Annotated in this window: 21 protein-coding genes; 11 read left to right on the top strand and 10 right to left on the bottom strand. The window is 60.7% G+C overall.

Annotated elements, in window-relative coordinates; genetic code table 11:
• Positions 1 to 135 precede the first annotated feature (135 nt).
• Positions 136 to 1,065 carry a TIGR01212 family radical SAM protein gene (locus AAHA41_RS17515; protein WP_041208468.1) on the bottom strand — a complete coding sequence of 310 codons (930 nt, stop codon included), beginning with the start codon at positions 1,063 to 1,065 and terminating at the stop codon, positions 136 to 138.
• 612 nt (positions 1,066 to 1,677) lie between these two features.
• On the opposite strand from AAHA41_RS17515, the gene gltB reads away from it, so the two are divergent.
• Positions 1,678 to 6,135 carry a glutamate synthase large subunit gene (gene gltB / locus AAHA41_RS17510; RefSeq protein WP_323071145.1) on the top strand — a complete coding sequence of 1,486 codons (4,458 nt, stop codon included), beginning with the start codon at positions 1,678 to 1,680 and terminating at the stop codon, positions 6,133 to 6,135.
• A gap of 12 nt (positions 6,136 to 6,147) precedes the next feature.
• Complete coding sequence (locus AAHA41_RS17505) at positions 6,148 to 7,563, top strand: FAD-dependent oxidoreductase (RefSeq protein ID WP_005346752.1); 1,416 nt, start codon at positions 6,148 to 6,150, stop codon at positions 7,561 to 7,563.
• A gap of 135 nt (positions 7,564 to 7,698) precedes the next feature.
• Here AAHA41_RS17505 and AAHA41_RS17500 read toward each other — a convergent pair whose 3' ends face one another.
• The 5 genes from AAHA41_RS17500 to AAHA41_RS17480 form a co-directional block, all read right to left on the bottom strand.
• Positions 7,699 to 8,460 (bottom strand): amino acid ABC transporter ATP-binding protein, encoded by a 762-nt coding sequence (locus AAHA41_RS17500; RefSeq protein ID WP_323071144.1) that lies wholly within the window; start codon positions 8,458 to 8,460, stop codon positions 7,699 to 7,701.
• On the bottom strand, positions 8,457 to 9,113 hold the full coding sequence (locus tag AAHA41_RS17495) for an amino acid ABC transporter permease (RefSeq protein ID WP_323071143.1): 657 nt from the start codon (positions 9,111 to 9,113) through the stop codon (positions 8,457 to 8,459). The genes AAHA41_RS17500 and AAHA41_RS17495 overlap by 4 nt, the downstream gene beginning before the upstream one ends.
• 57 nt (positions 9,114 to 9,170) lie before the next feature.
• Positions 9,171 to 9,944: an amino acid ABC transporter substrate-binding protein gene (locus AAHA41_RS17490; RefSeq protein WP_323071142.1), complete on the bottom strand. Its 774-nt coding sequence runs from the start codon at positions 9,942 to 9,944 to the stop codon at positions 9,171 to 9,173.
• Positions 9,945 to 10,214: 270 nt separating this feature from the next.
• Entirely contained in the window at positions 10,215 to 10,610 is a 396-nt protein-coding gene (locus tag AAHA41_RS17485) for a nuclear transport factor 2 family protein (RefSeq protein WP_041208475.1), read from the bottom strand.
• A 32-nt stretch (positions 10,611 to 10,642) separates the two neighbouring features.
• Positions 10,643 to 11,269 (bottom strand): O-methyltransferase, encoded by a 627-nt coding sequence (locus AAHA41_RS17480; RefSeq protein ID WP_323071141.1) that lies wholly within the window; start codon positions 11,267 to 11,269, stop codon positions 10,643 to 10,645.
• Between the two features lie 281 nt (positions 11,270 to 11,550).
• Here AAHA41_RS17480 and AAHA41_RS17475 point away from each other — a divergent pair, with 281 nt between their 5' ends.
• Positions 11,551 to 12,846, top strand: coding sequence for a DEAD/DEAH box helicase (locus AAHA41_RS17475; RefSeq protein ID WP_041208476.1), 1,296 nt, complete (start codon positions 11,551 to 11,553; stop codon positions 12,844 to 12,846).
• A gap of 90 nt (positions 12,847 to 12,936) precedes the next feature.
• Positions 12,937 to 13,587, top strand: coding sequence for a DUF2913 family protein (locus AAHA41_RS17470; protein WP_323071140.1), 651 nt, complete (start codon positions 12,937 to 12,939; stop codon positions 13,585 to 13,587).
• Between the two features lie 99 nt (positions 13,588 to 13,686).
• Here AAHA41_RS17470 and AAHA41_RS17465 read toward each other — a convergent pair whose 3' ends face one another.
• Genes AAHA41_RS17465 through AAHA41_RS17455 form a run of 3 tightly spaced genes read right to left on the bottom strand, consistent with a single transcriptional unit; the run spans position 13,687 to position 16,476 of the window.
• Positions 13,687 to 13,926: a FeoC-like transcriptional regulator gene (locus tag AAHA41_RS17465; protein WP_041208478.1), complete on the bottom strand. Its 240-nt coding sequence runs from the start codon at positions 13,924 to 13,926 to the stop codon at positions 13,687 to 13,689.
• Positions 13,923 to 16,193 (bottom strand): Fe(2+) transporter permease subunit FeoB, encoded by a 2,271-nt coding sequence (gene feoB, locus AAHA41_RS17460; RefSeq protein ID WP_156853462.1) that lies wholly within the window; start codon positions 16,191 to 16,193, stop codon positions 13,923 to 13,925. The genes AAHA41_RS17465 and feoB overlap by 4 nt, the downstream gene beginning before the upstream one ends.
• Positions 16,194 to 16,248: 55 nt before the next feature.
• Positions 16,249 to 16,476, bottom strand: coding sequence for a FeoA family protein (locus AAHA41_RS17455; protein WP_033113699.1), 228 nt, complete (start codon positions 16,474 to 16,476; stop codon positions 16,249 to 16,251).
• A gap of 119 nt (positions 16,477 to 16,595) precedes the next feature.
• Between AAHA41_RS17455 and AAHA41_RS17450 the strand changes: the two genes are divergently transcribed.
• The 7 genes from AAHA41_RS17450 (at position 16,596) to AAHA41_RS17420 (ending at position 22,052) form a co-directional block, all read left to right on the top strand.
• Positions 16,596 to 16,925, top strand: a complete 330-nt coding sequence (locus tag AAHA41_RS17450) for a translation initiation factor (protein ID WP_041208481.1) — start codon at positions 16,596 to 16,598, stop codon at positions 16,923 to 16,925.
• A gap of 246 nt (positions 16,926 to 17,171) precedes the next feature.
• A complete protein-coding gene (locus AAHA41_RS17445; protein ID WP_033113701.1) occupies positions 17,172 to 17,729 on the top strand; it encodes a TMEM165/GDT1 family protein in 558 nt (185 codons plus the stop codon).
• 165 nt (positions 17,730 to 17,894) lie between these two features.
• Positions 17,895 to 18,833, top strand: a complete 939-nt coding sequence (locus AAHA41_RS17440; protein WP_323071139.1) for a DUF2157 domain-containing protein — start codon at positions 17,895 to 17,897, stop codon at positions 18,831 to 18,833.
• Entirely contained in the window at positions 18,826 to 19,830 is a 1,005-nt protein-coding gene (locus AAHA41_RS17435; protein ID WP_323071138.1) for a DUF4401 domain-containing protein, read from the top strand. Before AAHA41_RS17440 ends, AAHA41_RS17435 begins: the two co-directional genes overlap by 8 nt.
• An 8-nt stretch (positions 19,831 to 19,838) precedes the next feature.
• A complete protein-coding gene (locus AAHA41_RS17430) occupies positions 19,839 to 20,336 on the top strand; it encodes a GDYXXLXY domain-containing protein (protein ID WP_323071146.1) in 498 nt (165 codons plus the stop codon).
• A gap of 71 nt (positions 20,337 to 20,407) precedes the next feature.
• Positions 20,408 to 21,154 (top strand): transporter substrate-binding domain-containing protein, encoded by a 747-nt coding sequence (locus tag AAHA41_RS17425; protein WP_033113705.1) that lies wholly within the window; start codon positions 20,408 to 20,410, stop codon positions 21,152 to 21,154.
• 142 nt (positions 21,155 to 21,296) lie between these two features.
• Positions 21,297 to 22,052 carry a transporter substrate-binding domain-containing protein gene (locus AAHA41_RS17420; RefSeq protein ID WP_323071137.1) on the top strand — a complete coding sequence of 252 codons (756 nt, stop codon included), beginning with the start codon at positions 21,297 to 21,299 and terminating at the stop codon, positions 22,050 to 22,052.
• 72 nt (positions 22,053 to 22,124) lie between these two features.
• Here AAHA41_RS17420 and AAHA41_RS17415 read toward each other — a convergent pair whose 3' ends face one another.
• The gene (locus tag AAHA41_RS17415; RefSeq protein WP_323071136.1) at positions 22,125 to 23,480 is read right to left on the bottom strand and encodes an 8-oxoguanine deaminase; all 1,356 of its coding nucleotides are present in this window, start codon (positions 23,478 to 23,480) and stop codon (positions 22,125 to 22,127) included.
• Positions 23,481 to 24,058 lie beyond the last annotated feature (578 nt).

The raw sequence follows: 24,058 nt of genomic DNA, 5'->3' as shown, positions 1-24,058 counted from the left end.
GCTGAACGTAATTGATAGCGATATCTATTATGGTGCATCACTATATCAATCCGTACGCACCAAGACTATAGCTAAATCTATGAAGCTTTTTATATAAGCCTATGTTTTATGGGAAAATAGTAACTCTCCGCTCAACTACAGCTCAGAAAGCATAAAGGGTCTTCCCAGTGCGTACCCTTGTGGCCCCTGGCTTGCGAGGGCCTTGGCGATCTCGCTCATGGCCGTCCAGCGATTTTCACACCAGACCGGAGCCAGCAGAGTCGGACGACGAGCTGAGGCCGAAATGCGGTGATATACCACCTCGGGTGGAGTGTGCTGGATCATGGCGACAGCGGCTTCCACATACTGCTCCAGCGTCAATACCTCAAGCCGACCCGCCTGCCATGCCTTGCCAAGGGTACTGCCCTCGACCACATGAAGCGGATGGAGCTTGATCCCCTCAACTCCGGTTTCCACGATGCGATGCAGGGTATCGAGGCTATCCATCGGCACCTCGCCCGGCAGACCGACGATCAAATGAGCACACACCTTGATACCGCGCTGATGAGCCCGCGTCACTGCATCCACATAGGCAGCATAACCGTGGCCCCGGTTGATCCGTTGCAGGGTCTTGTCGTTGGCGCTTTGCAGCCCGAGCTCCAGCCAAACCTCGTAACCCCGGGCCTGATAGCCCGCCAGCAGATCCAATACGGCATCCGGCACGCAATCAGGTCGAGTGCCGACACAAAGTCCCACCATATCGCTCACCGACAGCGCCTCTTCATACATCCGCTGCAGATACTCGACCTCGGCATAAGTGCTGGTATAGGCCTGAAAGTAGGCAAGATAACGCTTGGCACGGGTCACCTCATCCCGACGGGCCAGCAGTTGCTGCACCACAGATAGCTGCTGGGCCGATTCGTCAGCGAAGGAAGAGACATTGCAGAAGGTGCAGCCGCCGCGCCCCAGGGTACCGTCCCGGTTTGGGCAGGTGAAGGCGCCGTGAATGGAGAGCTTGTGGATCTTCTGGCCATGACGCTGCTTGAGATCCTGACCGAATGTATTGACGAGTTCGTGTAACTGCATGACACCTCCGCTAAAGGAGCGCCATTGTACGAGCTTGCGCAAATACGGCGCTGAGCTGGATCAAGGGAAGAAAGGGTCAGAAATCATATAAATATTCACAATTTTACGGATAAATATATGAAACCGGCCGATTATTGATGCTTTTGAGACCTTGCCTGCCACGAGGGGGCGCCAGCAACCATATCCGCAATGGGATATAAACTATTGTTGAACAATGAAAAAATTTAAGAGTACGGCTTGTGGGCAAATGCAAGAGACAGGATTGTGAAATGTGATCACCTTCGTCCTTGGCATCCATGATTTGGTAAAATTACTACAGTTCTCGATACCCATGGAGTAAACCACCAAAACGAGCATATGCAGATTATTAATCCAAAAAATATGTTTTAATCAGAACAAAAACAAGATAAGACGTAATTCATCGCCGCAAATCCATATTTTGTTATGTGAATGTAACATTGCAAAGAGCCCGGAAGTCCAATTGACCTTGCTGAAAAATCCCATTAGTTTGGAGATTCGCCACGTCAGGCAGACGGAACCACAAGAGCCAGTCGCAATTTATGCAGTCAGACGATGACTGTGCGATGCAAGGCCGAGCAAGGGAGATATGCAATGTCACTATATGATCCAAAGCTGGAGAGGGATAACTGTGGCTTCGGCCTGTTGGCCCACATGGAAGGGGAAGCCAGCCACAAGCTTGTCCGTCTCGCGATGTCAGCATTGGCTCGCATGCAGCACCGCGGCGGGATATCCGCCGATGGCAAGACCGGCGACGGTTGTGGCCTGTTGCTGCAAAAACCGGACAGCTTCTTCAGAGCTGTCGCCGAGGAGAAGGGATGGCACCTTGGCCGCAACTATGCGGTCGGCATGCTATTTCTCAACCCTGACCCCGTATTGGCCCAGGCAACTCGCGACATCATCGACGAGGAGCTGGAAAAAGAGACCCTGAGTCTGGTCGGCTGGCGCAAGGTGCCTGTCGATACCAACGTACTCGGTACTATCGCCAAAGCCTCCCTGCCCAGCATTGAACAGGTCTTTGTCAACGCCCCGCCCGGCTGGGTCGACAAGGATCTCGAACGCCGCCTCTATATCGTGCGTCGCCGCATCGAAAAGCGCGTCAACGACGACTACTTCTATGTGGTCAGCCTCTCCAACCTGGTCACCGTCTATAAAGGGCTGTGCATGCCGGTGGACTTGCCGCGCTTCTATCTGGATCTCGCCGACATCCGTATGCAGGCAGCCATTTGCGTCTTCCACCAGCGCTTCTCCACCAATACCAGCCCGCGCTGGCCGCTGGCCCAGCCGTTCCGCTATCTGGCCCACAACGGCGAGATCAACACCATCGCCGGCAACCGCCAGTGGGCCAAGGCACGCAGCTACAAGTTTGCCACCCCGCTCATTCCCGATTTGCAGGAAGCGGCCCCCTTCGTCAATACCACCGGCTCTGACTCCTCCAGCCTCGACAACATGCTTGATCTCTTCCTCGCCGGTGGCATGGACCTGTTCCGCGCCATGCGTCTGTTGATCCCGCCTGCATGGCAAAAACACCCGAACATGGATGACGACCTGCGCGCCTTCTACGACTTCAACTCCATGCACATGGAGCCGTGGGACGGCCCGGCCGGTATTGTCATGACCGACGGTCGCTACGCCACCTGCGCCCTTGACAGAAACGGCTTGCGACCGGCCCGCTACGTCATCACCAAGGACAAGTTCATCACCCTCGCCTCCGAAGTTGGCACCTGGGACTACACCCCGGACGAAGTGCTGGAGAAGGGCCGGGTCGGCCCGGGCGAGCTGTTCGTGGTGGATACCAGCAACGGCAAGGTGTGGACCAGCTTCGAGATCGATGACGATCTCAAGAGCCGCCACACCTACAAGCAGTGGATGGACAAACATTGCCGCCGGCTGGTCCCCTTCGAGCAGATGGACGACAGCCAGACCGGTAGCCGCGAGTTCTCCGATGAGCAGTTGAAAACCTATCAGAAGCTGTTTGGCTACTCCTTCGAGGAGCTGGACCAGATCATCCGGGTTCTCGGTGAAAATGGTCAGGAAGCGGTGGGCTCCATGGGGGATGACACCCCGATGGCAGTGCTCTCTTCCAGCGCTCGCACCCTTTATGACTACTTCCGCCAGATGTTTGCGCAGGTGACCAACCCGCCTATCGATCCGCTGCGGGAAAACCACGTCATGTCTCTCGCCACCTGTATCGGTCGCGAGCAGAACGTCTTCAACGAGACCTTCGGCCACGCCCACCGGGTGCTGTTCCAGTCACCGATCCTGCTCTACTCCGACTTCCACCAGCTGTTGGCACTGGAGGGGGAGTACTACCGGCACAAGGTGATCAGCCTCAACTTCAAGCCCGAAGAGGGGCTGGAGGCCGCCATCCTGCGCATCTGCGAGGAGGCCAAGGCTGCCGCCAGGAGCGGTACCGTGCTGCTGGTGCTGTCGGATCGCGACATCAGCATCGATACCCTGCCCATCCCGGCCGCCATGGCGGTGGGTGCGGTGCAGCGTACTCTGGTGGACAACAACCTGCGCTGTGACGCCAACATTCTGGTGGAGACCGCGAGCGTACGCGACCCGCACCACTTCTCGGTGCTGCTGGGCTTTGGCGCGACCGCCATCTACCCCTATCTCGCCTACGAAACCCTGGCCAAACAGGTTGAAGAGGGTGTGCTCGCCATGCCCCTGCGCCAGGCGATGGTCAACTACCGCAACGGCATCAACAAGGGGCTCTACAAGGTGATGTCCAAGATGGGCATCAGCACGGTCGCCAGCTACCGCTGCTCCCAGCTGTTTGAGGCAGTGGGTCTGGCCAAAGCCGTGGTCGAGACCTGTTTCCGCGGCGTATCGAGCCGTATTCAGGGCGCCGACTTTGCCGACATCCAGCAGGATCAGCTCAAGCTCGCCCGTCAGGCCTGGCTGGCCCGCAAGCCCCTCGCCCACGGCGGCCTGCTCAAGTTCGTTCACGGCGGTGAGTACCACACCTACAACCCGGATGTGGTGCAGACCCTGCAAACCGCGGTGCGCTCCGGCAACTATGCCGATTACAAGGAGTACGCCCGTCTGGTCAACGAACGCCCGGTCTCTACCCTGCGTGACCTGTTGGCCCTGAAGAAGGTCGACAATCCGGTCGCACTGGATCAGGTTGAGCCAGCCGACAAGCTTTTCCCCCGCTTTGACTCCGCCGCCATGTCCATCGGTGCCCTCGGCCCAGAGGCCCACGAGTCGCTGGCTGTCGCCATGAACCGCCTCGGCGGTCAGAGCAACTCCGGCGAAGGTGGCGAAGATCCCAAGCGTTTCGGTACCGAGAAGAACTCCCGAATCAAGCAGGTGGCTTCCGGCCGCTTTGGCGTCACCCCCCACTACCTGATGAACGCCGATGTGGTGCAGATCAAGGTGGCGCAGGGTGCCAAGCCCGGCGAAGGTGGCCAGCTGCCCGGTGACAAGGTGACTGCCCAGATCGCCCAGCTGCGTTATTCCGTGCCCGGCGTGACCCTGATCTCGCCGCCGCCGCACCACGACATTTACTCCATCGAGGATCTGGCCCAGCTCATCTTCGACATCAAGCAGATCAACCCGAGCTGTCTGGTGTCGGTGAAACTGGTCTCCGAGCCGGGCGTTGGCACCATTGCCTGCGGCGTGGCAAAGGCCTATGCCGACTTCATCACCATCTCCGGTTATGACGGCGGCACTGGCGCGAGCCCCCTCACCTCGGTCAAATATGCCGGCTCCCCGTGGGAGCTGGGTCTGGCTGAAACCCAACAGGCGCTGGTCGCCAACGGTCTGCGCCACAAGGTGCGGCTGCAGGTGGATGGCGGCCTCAAGACTGGCCTCGACATCATCAAGGCGGCCATCCTCGGCGCCGAGAGCTTCGGTTTTGGCACCGGCCCCATGGTGGCGCTCGGTTGCAAATACCTGCGGATCTGCCACCTGAACAACTGCGCCACCGGCGTTGCCACTCAGGATGAGAAGCTGCGTCGCGAGCACTTCACCGGCCTGCCGGAGATGGTGATGAACTACTTCAAGTTCATCGCCGAAGAGACCCGCGAGCTGATGGCTCAGCTCGGCGTCACCCAGCTGACCGACCTGATTGGCCGTACCGATCTGCTGGAGGCCCTGCCCGGCCTCACCGCCCGTCAGGCCAAGCTGGATCTCACCGGCATTCTGGCCCGTCCGGTTGCTCCGGCAGGCTCCAGCCTGTTCAGCCAGCAGCACAACCCCACCTTCGACAAAGGGCCGCTCAACCTCAAGATGGTGGAGGATCTGCTGGAGGCAGTGGAAACCTCAAGCGGCGGCGAGTTCCGCTACGACATTCGCAACACCGACCGCTCGGTGGGTGCGCGTCTCTCGGGCGAGATCGTCAAACGTCACGGCAACCAGGGTATGGCGGCGGATCCGGTCAAAGTGCACTTCAACGGCACCGCAGGCCAGAGCTTCGGCGTCTGGAACGCTGGCGGCCTCGAGATGATCCTCACCGGTGACGCCAACGACTATGTGGGCAAGGGGATGACCGGCGGCAAGCTGGTGATCAAGCCCCATGTAGGCGTGGCGTTTAAATCCCATGAAGCGGCCATCATCGGCAACACCTGCCTCTACGGCGCCACCGGCGGCAAACTCTACGCCGCAGGCACTGCCGGCGAGCGTTTCGCGGTGCGTAACTCCGGCGCCCTGGCGGTAGTCGAGGGGATTGGCGACAACGGCTGTGAATATATGACCGGCGGCATCGTCACCGTACTGGGTCAGACCGGCGTCAACTTCGCGGCGGGCATGACCGGCGGCTTTGCCTACGTGCTCGACGAGTGCGGCAACTTCGCCAAGCGCACCAACCCCGAGCTGGTGGAACTGCTGGATGTGGCGGATCTCGCCATCCATCAGGAGCACCTGCGCGGCATCATCACGGCGCACCTCAATGAGACCGGCAGCTCGCGCGCCGAGGAGATCCTGGCCAACTTCGACTCCTATGTGCCCAAGTTCAGGCTGATCAAACCCAAGTCCAGCGACGTGAAATCGCTGCTGGGTCACACCAGCCGTTCCAGTGCAGAACTCAGAATCCAGGCGCAATAAGGAGGGAACCCTATGAGCCAGAACGTATTTCAGTTTATCGATGTCCAGCGGGTCGACCCGCCCAAGAAGCCACTCAAGATCCGTAAAATCCAGTTTGTGGAGATCTACGAGTCCTTCAATCAGCCGCAGGTACAGATGCAGGCGGATCGCTGCCTCGAGTGCGGCAACCCCTATTGCGAGTGGAAGTGTCCGGTTCACAACTACATCCCCAACTGGCTGAAACTGGCCAAAGAGGGGCGCATTCTGGAGGCGGTGGAGCTCTCCCACCAGACCAACAGCCTGCCGGAAGTGTGCGGCCGGGTCTGCCCGCAGGATCGCCTCTGTGAGGGCTCCTGCACCCTCAACGATCGCTTCGGCGCTGTGACCATCGGCAACATCGAAAAATACATCACCGACAAGGCGTTCGAGATGGGCTGGAAGCCCGATCTCTCGAACGTGGTCAAGACCGGCAAGCGGGTCGCCGTCATTGGTGCCGGCCCGGCTGGTCTTGCCTGTGCCGACGTGCTGGCACGCAACGGCGTCACCCCGGTGGTGTTTGACAAATATCCCGAAATTGGCGGCCTGCTCACCTTCGGCATCCCCTCCTTCAAGCTGGAAAAAGAGGTGATGCAGCGTCGCCGCGAGATCTTCCAGGGGATGGGCGTGGAGTTTCGTCTCGAGACCGAAGTGGGCAAGGACATCACCTTCGCCGACCTGCTCGGCGAGTTCGATGCGGTCTTCCTCGGGGTCGGCACCTACAAGTACATGAAGGGCGGCTTTGCCAACGAAGAGGCGCCGGGCGTCTATGACGCCCTGCCCTACCTCATCGCCAACGCCAACCGCTTGCTGGGGTTCGAGAAGGCGCAAGCCGACTACATCGATTTCGCTGGCAAGCAGGTGGTAGTGCTGGGCGGTGGTGATACCGCTATGGACTGTGTACGTACCGCTATTCGTCAGGGAGCCGCCAAGGTGATCTGTGCCTATCGCCGCGACGAGGAGAACATGCCGGGCTCCAAGCGGGAGGTGAAAAACGCCCGCGAGGAGGGGGTTGAGTTCATGTTCAATCTGCAACCGGTAGCGGTCGAGCTGGATGCCAGCGGTCGCACCGTCGGCATCAAGGTGGTGAGCACCGAGCTGGGTGAACCCGATGCCAATGGTCGCCGCAATCCGGTGGTCATCGAGGGCTCAGAACAGGTGCTGGCCGCCGATGCGGTGGTAATGGCGTTTGGCTTCCAGCCCAACCCCCAGCCCTGGATGGCGGAGTTCGGCATCGAGCTCGACAACCGGGATCGCATCAAGGCCCGCGAGCAGGCGGAATATGCCTTCCAGACCAGTAATCCCAAGGTGTTTGCCGGTGGCGATGCGGTACGTGGCTCCGATCTGGTGGTCACCGCCATCTACGAAGGGCGCAAGGCAGCCGAAGGGATCATGGACTATCTGGCGGTCTAACCTGCACTTTCTCAGTCAACGCAAAACAGAGCCCCGCCAGTGCGGGGCTCTTCTTTTGAGGCTCGGGATTCAAGGCTCGGAGTTCTCGCTGGCAGCTTGCCACCTATCACTCCCCCCACCTCGTCCGGGGTGCGGCTAGATGCTCCAGCTCTCCGGCAACCGCTCGGTGAGGGTAGAGATGTACTCGAAGGTACGCGCCCGCTTGGGAGTGGTGAACATCTGGCGTGCACTGCCAGCTTCCACTACCTCACCCGCCTCCAGAAAGAGCACCTGTTGCGCTATCTGGGCTGCCAGCCGCAGATCGTGGGTGGCAATCAGCATGGTGGTTCCCTCCCGGGCCAGCTGGCGCAGCACGGTCACCACCTCTTGGGCAAGCTCGGGATCAAGCGCCGAGGTGGGTTCGTCACAGAGCAGTACCTTGGGCGATGGCGCCAGCGCCCTCGCAATGGCAACCCGCTGCTGCTGGCCACCGGAGAGGGTGGCAGGCACCGCCTCGGCCTTGTGCCTGAGCCCCACCTTGTCGAGCAGTTGCAAGCCGCGCACCTCAGCTTTCGCTCTTGGCCACTTCAACACGGTCACCAACCCCTCAATGACGTTTTCTAGCACCGTCATGTGCGGGAACAGCTGGAAATTCTGGAACACCATGCCGGTCTGCTGACGCAATGCCTGCACGCTCTGGCGAGGCAAATGATGAGAAAAATCGAGTTCGCTTCCCCCCAGCACCAGATGCCCCGCATCCGGCCGCTCCAGCACATTGACACAGCGCAACAGGGTGCTCTTGCCACTGCCGGAGGGGCCAATCAGGGCGGTCACACTGCCCGCCACCATGGCCAGATCAATTCCCTTGAGCACCTGCTGCCCGCCAAACTGCTTCTCGATACCACGCAACCGGATCATAGGGCGACCTCCCGGGTCTCTTTGTGGGTCAACTTGCGCTCCAGCCGGTCTTGCAAGGTGGAGAGCACCGAGCTGAACATCAGATAGATGAGGGCCGTCTCGCTGTAGAGAATGAGCGGCTCATAGGTGACAGAGGCGAGCCGCTGGGCAGCCTGAAACAGCTCGGGCACGGTCACTGCCGCCGCCAGCGAGGTGTCCTTGACCAGTGAAATAAAGGTGTTGGAGAGCGGTGGCACCGCGATACGCGCCGCCTGCGGCAGGATCACCCGCCACATCACCTGGGGCCAGTTCATGCCAATCGAATAGGCCGCTTCCCACTGCCCTTTCGGGATCGCCGCCAGAGTGGCGCGGATTATCTCAGAGCTGTAGGCGCCGATGTTGAGGGTGAAGCCGATCACCGCAGCGGTGAAGGCGTCCAGCACAATGCCGGCACTCGGTAAGCCATAGAAAATCAGAAATAGCTGCACCAGCAGTGGCGTGCCACGAATAAGCCAGACATAAAAACGGACCAGTGCCACCAATGGTGTCGGGCCATATAATCTGGCCAGCGCCACCAGCAAGCCGAGCAATATTCCCAAGATAAAAGTGATCAGGGTCAGTGGCACGGTAAAAATAAGCCCCGCGCTAAGCAGGGGCCAAAAAGAGTCGATCATTAACTGCAACCAGGCTGGCACGTTAATTTCCTCGCTAGTTATTATTTTCCGGCAATATTATTGCGAGACATCAGTACCAAAATATTTATGAGATATTTTCTGATAGTTGCCATCCTGTTTGGCAGTACGCAGCGCCTGATTGATGGCGGCCAGCAATTCCGGCTGCCCCTTGGCAAGCAGCACAGCCGATTGATCCCCCTTCGCCTCGGTCGCCGCCACCCTCAATTTGGCATCCGGTTTCTGTTTCTTGAAGTCGAGGAACGAGAGACTGTCGTTGATGGTGGCATCCACTCGCCCGGTCAGTACCAGCGCCAGCGACTGGTTGAAGCCCTCGGTGGCGACCACCTCGGCCCCCGACTTTTTGGCCAGCTGGGCAAAGTTGCTGGTCAGGGACTGGGAGGATTTCTTGCCCTTCAGATCGGCAAAGCTGTTGATGCTGTGGTTGTCGCTGTGCACCACTACCACCGCCTTGGAGGTGATATAGGGATCTGAGAAATCATACTTTTTCTGCCGCTCCGGGGTGATGGCCACCTCGTTGAGCACCAGATCGTAGCGCTTGGCATCCACCCCGGCGATGAGGCCATCCCACTTGCCCTCGACAAACTCCGGTTTCACACCGAGGCCGCTTGCAATGAGCTCGCCAATCTCCACATCAAAGCCGACCAACTTGCCGCTCTTGTCGTGATAGGTGAAAGGAGGATAAGCCCCTTCGGTACCAATCTTGATCACGCCACTATGCTGAATCGCCGCAAGGGAGGATTGTGCCTCGGCAGAAGTCACCAGGGTCAACGGAAGGGATGCCAGTAATAAGAGAGTGTGCCACTTGTTCATATTATTTACCTCGTTATATTTTTATTTCCCATGAGTCGCCAACGACAACCGTATTAATGAAACCGTCTCTTGCATGGATGATGCAAATATCTGTGAACTCAGATGTATGCCTTGCAAATATCGAGCTGGCTTGGGCAAAACATATCGCGCCATATCCCATGGCCAAACCATGAAATATGGTGATATTTAGCGAAATAATGGATAACGAGGGTGGGATGGCTTGAACATGGCAAACACCGCCAGCCATCAGAGTGACCGGCGGCGCTCTTTTTAGACGAGTTCTGGCGTGCGGGTTAGCTTGCTCACCCAGGGACGGCGCCAGGCGGGGGCCTCATACTGTTCCGGCCAATATTCGGTCTGCTGCACAATGCGATCGCCCTCGACCCGATGAAAGGTGATGGCCCGGGCATGCACGACCCCATCGGTGATCTGCACTTCGCTCACCACCTCGTCTCCTTGTGCCAGCAGGCGGACTATGGTGAAACTCCACGGCCCGGCGGCCGGATAACGGCGATTGATCTCGACAAAGTTGCAGCGCCCGAGGATCCGCTCCCCCGATTGCGGCCAGTCACAGACAAACTCATCCCCCAGCCATCGCGCCGCTCTGGCAAAATCATTGCTCTGCATTGCCTGCCAGTAAGCTTCCACCACTGCCACCGGTTTCATCACTGCCACCTCCCTCTTCATGTTCAGGTTGCTCACACTCTCACCACCAGCCACTCCCCCTTGCCCACCGGCACCAGCGAGGTGACAAAACGGGGATCCTGCGCCACTTCAGCCATCCATTCCGCCAGCTCCTCCCGATGAGAGATGGCATTATCGACCACCAGCAAGCCGCGCGGGGGCAAGAGACGCTGCAACTGCGGCCACCACACCCGGTATTGCCGGCGATCGGAATCAAGAAAGATGAGCGGGAAGCCCGCCGATGGCAGGGTGGGCAACAGCGCTCCCGCCTCCCCGGCCAGCTGGGTGATCCGCCCGGCAAGACCGGCTTGTTCGAAATTGGCCTGCGCCAGTGCCCGCTTGCTCTCATCCCGTTCGATGGTCGTGACATGACCATCGAGCCGGGCCACCGCCTCGGCCAGCCAGAGGGTGGAGTAACCGTTGGAGGTGCCGATCTCGAGCACCGCCTGCGCCCCGCGCGTCTGCACCAGAACAGCCAGCAACTCGCCGGTATCGCGGGTAATGTTGAGCATCTTGTCGGCGCGATCCGTCTGCGCCAGGTCGTGCTGCTCGCCAAACTGCTCCAGCGCCTGCTTCAGACGCTCAAGGGGGGTATTGGCCCTCGCCGTCTGCAGTGGCAAACCGCGCTCGCACCCGGTCATCGCCCTCTCCTTTCATGACTATCAATAGCCACTATCCTTACGGCTGGCATTTTTGGAGTCAAATGGCGGCGACCAAAACCTTGCGCCGGTTAAAAAAACCGATAAAAAACTCTGGCCAATTGAGGCAGAATTTGCTGCGCCTATCTGTTACACTTCGCGCCCGCCATTTTCAGGCTGCGCTGATGCTGTATCAGGGTCGGCCACCAGTGGCAATCCGCGACCGTTCGCCCATGCCGGCTTGTCAAGCCGAACACAATCCAGCTGGATCACAGGAAACCGATATGAGATTTGAAGCATTCGATTTTGCCCCCGAGATTTTGCGCGCCGTCTCGGAGTGCGGTTATCAGGAGATGACCCCTGTGCAGCAGCAGGCGATCCCGGCCATTCGCCGTGGCCGCGACGTGCTGGCCAGCGCCCAGACCGGCACCGGCAAAACCGCCGCATTCGCCCTGCCCATCCTGCAGCGTCTGGTCGATACCCCTGCCGCAGCCGCGCCCTCCAGCACCCGGGTGCTGATCCTCACCCCGACCCGCGAGCTGGCAGCCCAGATTGCCGACAACATCAAGGCGTTTGCCCGTTATCTGGATCTTGGCGTCATCACTCTGGTGGGTGGCGGCAAGCAGGATGTGCAGGCCAAGAAGCTCAAAGCGGGCGCTCACATCATCGTGGCCACTCCGGGCCGTCTGGTGGAGCACCTCACCGCATGCAACCTCAGCCTCTCCACCGTGGAGTGTCTGGTGCTGGATGAAGCGGATCGCATGCTCGACATGGGCTTTAGCGCCGATGTGCAGCAGATCCTGCAAGCTGCCAACAAGGGCCGCCAGAACCTGCTCTTCTCCGCCACCTTCTCCGAAGGGGTGAAGAAGCTCGCCAATGTGATGCTCGACAAGCCCCAAGTGGTGAGCGTCAACAAACAGAACACCACCGCCGACACCGTGAGCCAGGTGGTCTATCCGGTCGAGCAGAAGCGCAAGCGCGAGCTGCTCTCCGAGCTCATCGGCAAGCAGAACTGGCAACAGGTGCTGGTCTTTGCCAGTACCCGCGAGAGCTGCGACGAGCTGGTCGAGGAGCTCAACCTCGATGGCATCAAATCGGCCGTGGTGCATGGTGACAAGGCTCAGGGCAGCCGTCGCCGCGCCCTGCGCGACTTTATGGAGGGCAAGGTTCGGGTGCTGGTCGCCACCGAAGTGGCCGCCCGCGGTCTGGATATCCCGGATCTGGAGTACGTGGTCAACTATGACCTCCCCTTCCTCGCCGAGGATTATGTCCACCGTATCGGCCGTACCGGTCGTGCCGGCAAGCGCGGTCAGGCCATCTCCTTCGTCAGCCGTGAGGAGGAGCGCACCCTGCTCGAGATCGAGAAGCTGATCGGCCAGAAACTGCGCCGCATCATGGTGCCGGGCTACGAGGTAAGCAGCCGCGAGATGCTGATCAAACAGCTCGAAGAGCGTCGCCGCTTTGGCGGTCGTGCCCGTCGCGACGACAATGCTGCCGCTCAGTCGATGGCCGAAGCCAAGCTGCAGGGGCAACGCCTCAAGCGTCTGGCCGCCGCCAAGAAGCCGCGCCAGCCCAAGTAAGCAGCCACTTGCTGTACCGATATGATGAAGGCGCCACCGGCGCCTTTCTCTTGCCCTGTGATGACGACTCGCCCCACCGGAGGAGGCACCATGACCCCATCAACCTACAATCAGGCCCTGCTCGAGATGGCCACCCAGAGTCTGGCCGAGCTGGCCCGCACCGGCGAACAAAAGGCTGGCAAGCGCACCCCGGCGCAGGAGAGCCACTTCCTCTGCACCTGGATGGCGGACTCCCTCAAGGAGAAGCGCTTCTCGCGGCTGGTGATGGAAGATTTGAAAGCTTGGGTGCAGCTTGGCCGCACCCTCGGGGCTGGCGCCGATCTCAAGGGACTGCTGGAGCGCATCGTCAGCCAGTACCAGAGCGCCATGGCAAATCCGCTGCAACTGGGGAGCAAGCTGGCCAACATGCTGGCTGAGCTGGAACAGGCGGGCTGGCTGGTACTGACCGAGAGCGAAGTGAACGCCAGGCTGCGCCTGCAATCGGGCGGTCAGGCCAGTCTGGTGGTAAGCCACAGCGAATATGAAGGGCATATCGAGGGCGGCGAGCTTATCAAGCCCCTCACCCTCTATGTGCGTGGCGATGAGCAACTGCTGGCCAGTGCGGCCTGCAAACAGGGGCTGCTGCTGAGTCAGGGCAACAAGAAAACCACCCTCATCAAGCACCACAAGGCCTACCGGCTGATGCCGGGCAACGAACAGCCAACCCTTGCGCTACTGAGCGAAGCTCGCCAGAGCGCCTGATCCCGCCTGTTTGTGCCCCAAAAAACGGCAGACCCTGCTTGGATGCAAGGTCTGCCGTTTTTTATTGTTCAGTTTAACCTGATGATATTCGATTGCTGTTTAACTTACCTTGATGCCAATCTGGCCCGGGGCACACCACTCGAACATCACCTCCTCGCTCTTGCCACAGCAGCTGCCGCCACAGACCCGGCTCTCGCGCTTGATGACCCGCCCCTTGCGCATCCAGACGCCGAGCATTGCCTCCACCGCATCTTCCGAGGTGTGGAAGTGGCGAGCCAGCTCGCGCCGGCTCACCTTCTGCTGCGCGGCGAGGTAATCCCCCAGCTCGCGCAGGATCATAATGTCACCACCTTGCGAGCGACGATGTCACCGTGACGGCGACCGGCCCACCAGAGCAGCAGCAGGGAGAGGCCATAGCTCGCTACCCAGAACAGGCTCTGCTCGGGGTGAGCGGCAAAGGTCGCCAGCTGATAGAAGACGGTGGCGCACATAAAGGCCATGTAGTTGCACCAGGCGGCGGTAAAGAGCGCCCACTGGCGGCCAGTTTCGCGCACCAGGGCACCCATGGCGGCGGCGCAGGGCATGTAGAGCAGCACGAACAGGAGGTAGGCAAAGGCACCAGCCGCACCGTCGAAGTGGGTCTGCATGTTGCCGTAGGTGGAGACATCCACCTCCTGCTCCTCGGCTGCCGCCTTCTGATCGTCGAGGTTGCCAACCGCAAGGCCCATCGGGTCGGTCGGGTTGATCTCGGCCAGATTGGTCGCTACGGCATCCACCGCTTCGTGGAAGCTGGCGACAAGGGAGAACTCGCCCTTCTCTTCCTCTGCGCCACCACCGGCGTAGAGGCTGTTGAGGGTACCGACTACCGCCTCTTTGGCGAAGATACCGGTGACGATGCCGACCGTGGCCTGCCAGTTGTCATCACGCACGCCGATGGGGTGCAGCACAGGGGTCACCGCCTGACTGATTTTGCTCAGCACCGAGCTCTCCTGCTCCTGATGGCCGAAGCTGCCATCGGTGCCCAGCGAATTGAGCACGCTCAGCACGGCGACCACCAGCACGATGGTTTTACCGGCGCCAAAGACAAAGGATTTGAGCTTCTGCCAGGTCTTGATGCCAACGTTGACCGGACGCGGCCACTCGTAATCCGGCATCTCCATCACCATGGAGTCGCTCTTGCCCGGCAGCAGGGTGCTGCGCAGCAGCAGACCAGTGAGCACCGCCACCAGAATACCGATGAGGTAGAGACCGAACACCAGGTTCTGGCCGGACTCGGGGAAGAAGGCCACCGCAAACAGGGCGTAGACCGGCAGGCGGGCACCGCAGGACATGAAGGGGGCCATGGCCGAGGTCATCAGCCGCTCGCGCTCGGAGTTGAGGGTGCGGGTCGCCATCACCGAGGGCACGGTACAGCCAAAGCCCATCAGCATGGGGACGAACGCCTTGCCGGGCAGGCCGAGACGGCGCATCAGGGCATCCACCACGAAGGCGGCGCGGGCCAGGTAGCCGGAGCTCTCCAGCACAGCGAGGAAGAGATAGAGGCAGCCAATCACCGGGATAAAGGTGGCGACGGTCTGCAAACCGACCCCGAAGCCATCGGCCAGAATGGCGCCCAGCCAGTCGGGCGCGTTGACCAGCCCCAACAGGTGGTGCACGCCTTCGACAAACAGGGCGTTGCCCATGATGTCGAAGAAGTCGATAAAGGCGCTGCCCACCTTGATGGCGAACATGAACATCAGGTACATGACGAACAGGAAGAAGGGGATGCCGATCCAGCGGTTGAGCAGCACCCGGTCGAGCTTCTCGCTCTGGGCCACGGTGAGCTTGCCCTGCTGCTGGCACGCCTGACTGGCCCACAGATGGATGTGGCCATAGCGGATGTCCGCCAGCTGCAGATCGATATCCTGCCCCTGATGGGCACGGGTCACCACATTGGTCGCGGCAGCCTGCTGACCGGGCAGCAGGGTCTCCTGCATGGCGGCATCCTCCTCCAGCAGACGCAGGGCGCGGCCACGGGTAGTGAGGTGGTGCGGGGCGAGCAGGGTCTCCAGCTCCGCCAGATCTTTCTCAAGATCAGTGCCGTAATCGAGCATCAGTGCCTGCTGGGACTTGCCGATAAAGCCGTGGATCTGGCTCTTGAAGGCGGCAACCTGCTGGCGATTGTGGGCAGAAAGGGCCACCACGGGGCAACCAAGCGCCTGACTAAGCAACCCTTCATTAATGGTGACGCGGCGTTTTTTCAGGATATCCATCTTGTTGAGCACGACGATCATCGGCAGCCCCAGCTCGCGCAGTTGCAGCGTGAGGTAGAGGGAGCGCTCCAGATTGGCGGCGTCGATGACGTTGAGCAGCAGGTCGGGCTGATGGCCCTGCACATAGCGGCTGGCGATCTGCTCATCAAGGCTCGCCTCCTGATTGGCGAGGCTATAGATGCCCGGCAAATCCATCAGCTTGTAATCGTGACCATCGGCGGAAAATTCGCCCATCTTCTTGTCGACGGTGACCCCGCTCCAGTTGCCAACCTGCTGGCGGGCGCCGGTCAGGGCATTGAACAGGGAGGTCTTGCCGCTATTGGGATTGCCGACCGTAACCAGTGAATAATTCATACCAGCACTACCTCTATTTTCTTCTGAACCGGGCTCTTGCGGGTGGACAAGCAACTCATACCGGTTCGACCTCAATTTGCTGGGCCAGACTCTTTTGCATGGAGAGACAGATCCCCTGACACTGGATCTGGAGCGGATCCCCCAGCGGGGCGGACCGCAGATAGATGACTTCAGTCTGTGGCAACAAGCCCATCACCATCAGCTTGCGACGCAACGGCCGGGACAACTGATTCATATTCTTGATGCGAGCACTCTGTCCAGGTGACAACTGCGTGAGTACCATGACTGACTCCTGAAGTTAAACAATAATAATTCGCTTTTACTTGGGGCATTATAATCTGTGTCTTCAACTTTTATTTGAGTAAAATCAAACTCCGCTTAGCTAACCCGTAAAGTAACCTCATGAGTCACGACAGCAACAGCCGCCTTGTTTACAGCACAGATGGCGGTCAAATCAAGGAGCAGAACGCTCCGCAATCCTCCTCCCCCTTCCCCACCGACGGCGTGGTGCGCATGCGCCGCGAGACCAAGGGGCGCAAGGGCGCCGGGGTCATCACCATTCACGGCGTCCCCGCCGAACAGCAAAAGGCAATCGCCACCTTGCTCAAGAAAAAGTGCGGCACCGGTGGCGGGCTCAAGGAGGGTGTTATCGAGATCCAGGGGGACAAACGGGAGCTGATAAAGGCCGAGCTGGAGAAAGCCGGCTTCAGCGTCAAGCTGGTGGGTGGCTGATCCCCTTGTCACCCATGCGGTTTTTCCCTAGAATGCCCGCTCCCATCGAGGGGGAGTAGTCTCGCATACCGGATCCGCACCGGCCTGCGACCCTGATCAACATACTTGGTGCCAACTCACCATGGTCAGGGTGATCCAGTTTATCCGTGGATTTGACAAGACCTTTGACGGGCCAGCGCCAATACCGGGGACGGATGGCGTCGGCTTGTCTTTGGTTTATAACAATTCCGTCCCCCGGTCATATCTATGGAAGCCTTGTTAACTTCAACCCTCAGCGTTGCGATTGCCGAGATCGGCGATAAAACCCAGCTGCTGGCATTGTTGCTCATCTGTCGTTTTCGCAAACCCTGGCCCATCATCGCCGGCATGCTGGCCGCGACCCTGCTCAACCATGCGGGCGCCGCCTGGATTGGCGAGTTTATCAGTCGCTGGCTCGACCCCAAGGTGATGACCTATCTGGTCGCGGCCGCCTTTATCGCCATGGCGATCTGGATCCTGGTGCCGGACAAAATGGATGACGAGGAGAGCTCCCTCGACAAGTACGGCCCCTTCATGGCCACCTTCGTGCTCTTCTTTATTGCCGAGATTGGCGACAAGACCCAGATTGCCACCGTGCTGCTGGCCGCCAAATATGACTCCCTCATTCAGGTGGTAACCGGTACCACCCTCGGCATGATGCTGGCCAACGTCCCTGTGGTGCTGATCGGCAAACTGGGGGCGGACAAGCTGCCGCTCAAGGCGATCCGCATCGCCTGTGCCCTGCTGTTTGTCGGGCTCGGGGTCAGCACCCTTATCTTCGTCTAGCGGCACTCTGGCCACCGGTTCTACACAAGCCCTCTTCGGAGGGCTTTTTGCATTCTGGCGCCCGCCTCCATCACTCCGGCAACCGCCGTTGTCGCAGCCGCAAGCTGCCACTGCACGGGAGTGGGGCTGCCATGTCATAATGGGGCAAACCTCGTGGAGCACCCCATGCACAACGTATCAAGAGAGACGCTACTCGAATGGGTGAAACAGGGACGACTGGCGCCAGAGAAGCTGGCCGCCGCCCTCACCCTTGCCGATCTGCCCCCTGCCCACGCCCGCTGGCAGTGGCTGTTCGATCGCCTGCTGCTCTGGCTCGGCGCCCTCTGCATCGGGGCCGGCCTTATCTTCTTCGTCGCCTTCAACTGGCAGGCGCTGGGACGACTGCCCCGCCTCGCCCTGCTGGAGGCGCCACTGCTCGCCATGCTGCTTCTGCTGTGGCGCAAGCCCCTTGGCGATACGCCGCGTCAGGCGCTGCTCTTTGCCGTGGCCCTCAATATCGGCGCCCTGCTGGCGCTGGTCGGCCAGACCTACCAGACCGGCGCCGATCCCTGGCAGCTGTTCGCCACCTGGGCGCTGATGCTGGTACCGCTGGCCGCCCTTGGCCAGAGCCCTTTGCTCTGGACCCTAAGCTGGCTGCTCGGTCAGCTGGCGCTGGTGCTCTACTGGCGGCTCGGTCTCTTCAGCTTCTTCTTCGCCTTTGACGAAGAGGGACTGGGCTGGTGTCTGACCCTGCTCAACGCTGCCCTCTGGGGCTTGTTGCTGCTCGCCCCCGCCCGCTGGCGCCTGATGCCGGGCTGGCTGGCGGGTCTTGCCGCCGGGCTTGGCGCCACCCTGCTCGCCCTGCTGGCGCTCTTCGATGCCGCCTCCCCGCTGGTGTGGCCGCTCTGGCTGGGCTGGCTGGCCGCGGCCTATGCCCTGTGGCACCATAAATTTATTGCCGGGCTCGCCATGGGGTGTCTCAGCCTGATTGCCGTTATCCTCGCCGCCCTTGGCAAGTGGATGAAGCCGGATGTGGACGGTTTCCTGCTGCTCAGCCTCATCGCCATCGGCCTCTCGGTCGCCGCCAGCCGCTGGCTGCAACAACAACGGAGGTCCCATGAGTGATCTGACGCTCTGGCAAACCCTGCAACAGGCCAATCTGGTGGAAGGGGAGATGCCCCGCAACAACCAGCCGCACTGGTCGAGCCGTTTTCTGCTCGGGCTGGTGGGGTGGATCGCCGCCCTGTTTCTGCTCTTCTTTCTCTTTATGACCTTCGAGCAGCTGACCCGCGAGACCAACAGTGCCCTGCTGCTTGGCGCCGTGCTACTGGGGTCGGCTTACGCCATCAACCGCAGCCAGAGCGGCGATCTCTGGGATCAGTTCGTGCTGGCGCTCGCGCTGGCAGCCGATGCCTGGCTGCTCTACGGCCTGCTGGATCAGGCCGACAGCCACCAGAGCCTGCTCTGGTTCGGCCTCTGCCTGTTGTCGCTCGCCATCGCTGTGCTGTTCGATCACTGGCTGGTGCGGCTGTTTCACAGCGTGGCGGCGGCCCTGCTGCTGACCCTCGCCCTTGCCTGCCTCGGGTTGCAACTGCTGGCCCTGCCGCTGGTGATGGCCGCCATCACCTTCTGCTGGCTGCGCGCCGATCACGACCCCGCTCGCCACCAGCTCTACCACGCCATCACCCTGGGGCTCGCCCTCTCCCTGCTGGTACTGGGTCGCCTGCACCAACCGCTGTGGGAAGGTGGCAGCAGCGTGCTCGACGAGCTGGGGCTGTCACGCCTGCCGCTCTGGCTCAATCCGCTACTCTGCGCCGCCCTGCTGCTGGCGGTGATGGTGAAACTGAAGCTGCCGCTCTGGTACGGTCTGCCGCTGGTGCTGCTCAGTGCCGTCATTCCGGGGATGGGGGCAGGTGCGCTGGTGCTGATACTCGGCTTCTATGCCGGCAGCCTTGGCCTGATGACCCTCGCCGCCCTGCTGCTGGTGGGGTATGGCGCTCTCTATTACTACGATCTCGGGCTCACCCTGATGACCAAATCCTGGCTGCTGCTGGGCTCGGGGGCCCTGTTGCTGGCCGCCCGCCAGCTGCTCAAGATCCTCTCGGCAAGGAGCGACTCATGAGACCCGCGATCCGACAACTCGGCCTGTTGCTTACTGGCCTTGCCATTCTGGCGGGCATCAACCTCACCGTCTGGCGTTTTGAGCGCGCCATGAGCAGTGGCGAAGTGGTGCTGCTGCGGCTCGCACCGGTCGATCCCCGCTCCCTGATGCAGGGGGATTACATGCGCCTCAACTATGAGATCGCCCGCGAGCTGGCCAGCAGCGATGGCCGCGACAAGCAGAGCGACACCCTGGTGATCCGCCTCGATGCCCATCAGGTGGCGAGCCGGGTTGCCGATGGCAAGCCGGATCAGCTGGCCAGCGATGAGCGGCTATTGCAGGTACACCGCAGCGATCGCCAGTGGCTGATCGGCCCCGACGCCTTCTTCTTCGAAGAGGGGGATGGCGAGGCCTTGAGCCGTGCCCGTTACGGCGAGTTTCGCCTGCAGCCAGATGGCAAGACCTTGCTGGTGGGGCTGCGCGATGAGGCTTATCAGCCGATTGGGAGAAGCCGGTCACGTTGGTAACGGGGCAAAGTGGCTATTTGAGCGGTTCATGGTCACACTCAAAGCACGGTTGACTGCTGAGGATGTTCCCCATGAGGATTTGGCTCACCTGCTTGCTGCTATTGCTCCCCTGGGCCTCGATGGCCCGGGCCGATCTGGGCAAACTCGAATACTTCACCGAAGAGTACCCCCCCTACAACTTCAGCGATGAGCAGGGCCAGCCCACCGGCCTTGCGGTTGAACTGCTGCAGATGGTGTGGAAAAACAGCGGGGTAGCCCCCCAACCGATCCGCATCCTGCCGTGGGCCCGCGGCTACTACCTGCTGACCCAGAAACCCAACGTGGTGCTCTTCTCCACCGCCCGCACCCAGGCGCGGGAAGATCTCTTCAAGTGGGTCTGCCCCATCGGCTATTCGGAGTACATCCTGCTCGGGCGCAAGGCGCAAAACATCACCCTCACCTCCGTCGACGAGATGAGCAAGTACCGGATAAGCGCGGTACGCTCCGATGCCGCCGAGCAACTGCTGCTCAACAACGGCATGGATGACAACAACATCATCCCCGCCAACCGCCTCAATCAGGCGGTCAAGATGCTCACCTCCGGCCGCGCCGACCTGCTCGCCACCAGCAAGCTGGCCGGTTATGACGCCCTGCGCGAGATGAAGCTCAACAGCGACGACTTCAACGTCGCCATGGTGCTGAGCGCCGAGCAGCTCTGCTACGCCTTCAGCCGTCAGGTGGATGACAAGGAGATCAAGCTGTTCCAGAGCGGCCTGACCCGTGCCCTCGCCTCGCAGGAGTTTTTGAAGCTGCAGGCCAAATACCTGCCCATTCGCTGACCAGCAGCGGAGACCCGAAACAGACGAGGGATGCCAACGGCATCCCTCGCTATTATTGAAGAACCTGACCGCTCAACCTTGGCGAAACCGGTCGGCTTGGTCACAATTGAGCATATATATTCCCTTGAGCAGGATGGAAAAAATGAAACCATGGATTGGATTGGCCGCACTGCTTGTTAGTTCCCTCGCCCACGCCAGCCCCGAGCTGGCCAAGCTTCACTACCTGACCGAAGATTACAAACCCTATAACTACGCCGACGAAGCGGGCAATCCGACCGGCTTTGCGGTCGAGCTGCTCAAGCTGGTGTGGCAGAAAACCAACACCCCGGAGCAGCCCGTCACCATCATGCCCTGGGCCCGTGGCTACTACCTGCTGACCCAAAAACCCAACGCGGTGCTCTTCTCCACCGCCCGCACCCAGGCGCGCGACCCCCTGTTCAAGTGGGCCTGCCCCATCGGTTACGCCGAAATCGTGCTGGTCGGGTTGGCCGAGCACAAGATCAACATCACCAAGCTCGACGATGCCAAGGCGTTCAATATCGGGGCGGTGCGGGCCGATGTGGGCGAGCAGCTGCTGCTCAATAACGGCTTTGACGAGACCAAAATCATCGCCGCCAACCGCCTCTCCCAGGCGCTCAAGATGCTCACCTCCGGCCGGGTGGACATGGTCTCCACCAACAAGACCACCATGGAGCAGCAAATTCAGGAACAAAAACTCGACCCCGCCAAGTTCAAGGAGCAGTGGCAGTTGAGCTCGGAGCAGTTCTGCTACGCCTTCAGCCATCCGGTGAGCGACGATCTGGTCAAGGAGTTCCAGAACGGCTTGACCCAGGTGCTGGCGGGTAGCGAATACCCGCTGCTGCACAACAAATACTTCCCCGCCCCCGCCGCCAAATAGCGGCTCCGCGCCAAACAGCAACAACAAGGGGCCCACTGCGGGCCCCTTCTCTTTTTTTCCGTTTGCGCTTTCCTAGCCGCGTACCAGCGCCGCGGCGGCCACCTTGTGACGGGCAATCAGCTGCTCGATATCCAGCCCCTCGATGGCGCCATCCACCACCCGCCACTTGCCCCCCACCATCACCCGATCGGCTCGCTCGGCGCCGCACAAGATCAGCGCCGCGATGGGGTCGTGACTGCCGCTAAAGCGCAGATCATCGAGCTTGAACAGCGCCAGATCCGCCTGCTTGCCGGGCAGCAGCTCGCCGAGATCGCCGCGCCCGAGCAGCCGGGCCGAACCTACAGTCGCCCACTCCAGCACCTTGCGCGGAGTAATGCGCTCGGCGCCGTAGCGCAGCCGCTGCAGATAGAGCGCCTGACGGGCCTCCTGCATCAGGTTCGAGGCATCGTTGGAGGCCGAACCATCCACCCCGAGCCCCACCGGCGCACCGGCCGCCTCCAGATCCAGGGTCGGGCAGATGCCGGAGGCGAGCCGCATATTGGAGACCGGACAGTGACACACCCCGGTGCCCGCCGCCCCCAGCCGCGCAATCTCGTCCGGATTGAAGTGGATGCCGTGGGCCAGCCAGGTGCGATTACCAAGCCAGCCCACCTTTTCCAGATAATCGACAGTGCGCAGGCCAAAGCGCGCAAGGCAGAACGCCTCCTCATCCAGCGTCTCCGCCAGATGGGTGTGCAGCCGCACATCGAGCTCGGCCGCGAGTCTGGCGCTCTCCACCATGATCTCCTCGGTCACCGAGAAGGGGGAGCAAGGAGCCAGCGCAATCTGGATCTGCGCCCCGGCGCCGCGCTCATGGTACTGGCGCACCAGCCGCAGACTGTCATCGAGGATCTGCTGCTGCCCCTGCACCGTGTGGCGCGGCGGCAACCCCCCCTCATCTTCGCCAAGGCTCATGGAGCCACGGGTCAGCATGGCGCGCATCCCCAGCTCACGCACCGCCGCCACCTGAATATCGATGGACTCCTCCATTCCGCGCGGGAAGAGGTAGTGGTGATCCGCAGCCGTGGTGCAGCCCGAGAGCAGCAGCTCCGCCATCGCCACCTTGCTCGCCAGCGCCAGCGCATCCGGCGTCAATCTGGCCCAGACCGGATAGAGGGTCTTGAGCCAGGGGAAGAGCGGCTGATTGACCACCGGCCCCCAGGCACGGGTCAGGGTCTGGTAGAAGTGGTGATGGGTATTGATAAGGCCCGGCAGCACCACATGGTCGCGGGCATCAAACAGCTGATCACACGGCCGGGCAGGCTGCTGGCCTGCCGCCAGCACCTCGCTTATCAGGCCGTTTTCAATCACCAGCCCGCCGCGGCCATCGACCGTTTCGGGGGTAAAGGTGGCAAGGGGGTTCTTAATCCAGATACGGGTAGCGGACATGGCCGACTCCTCCATCAGTGACACATAGGGGTGAGCCAGCTCAGTTATACCCTGTCTGCTGATCCAGAGGCGGCGGTCAGCGACCGCGGCCAACCCAGTCTAGGCATACGGCGCAAAAAGTCTGTGATCGCCGTTTTGAATCAAGGTGATAGCAATGGATTGCCCAAGGCGACCAGCCGCACAAGGTTCATCCCGCAATTAATCAATCAGTAATTAACAAAAGCTTGTGCCAGCGCAAAAAAACCTCTGGTTTCTGATAGTTGCGTGATGGCCGCCATAGTTAAGCGCTCAATGAATCCGTAAGATATTTGGCGGCGCCTGTTGGCCCCTTTTCCCAAACCAAGGTCAACGGCGCAATGTGGCAGCGACAGTCAGGGGCGGTAGCGTCTTTCACGGAGACCAGCCGGTCTCCCGCCCCTGCGCCAGGGTAACCGTCCCCTCTCCCCTTGCGGGCCCCCGGTGTCAGGATAGTTGTCGCCTGATCTGATCTATCTACAAGTGAAGACCGGGGGAGGATAAAGAGTGTCGAATGGCTCGTTATTCAAGTGAACGGAAGGCCGCTTTGCTCAAGAAGCTAC

It is taken from the genome of Aeromonas sp. SER (genome assembly GCF_038739615.1).
GTDB classification, from domain to species: Bacteria; Pseudomonadota; Gammaproteobacteria; order Enterobacterales; family Aeromonadaceae; genus Aeromonas; species Aeromonas jandaei.
This window is presented reverse-complemented; position numbering and strand designations above follow the sequence as displayed.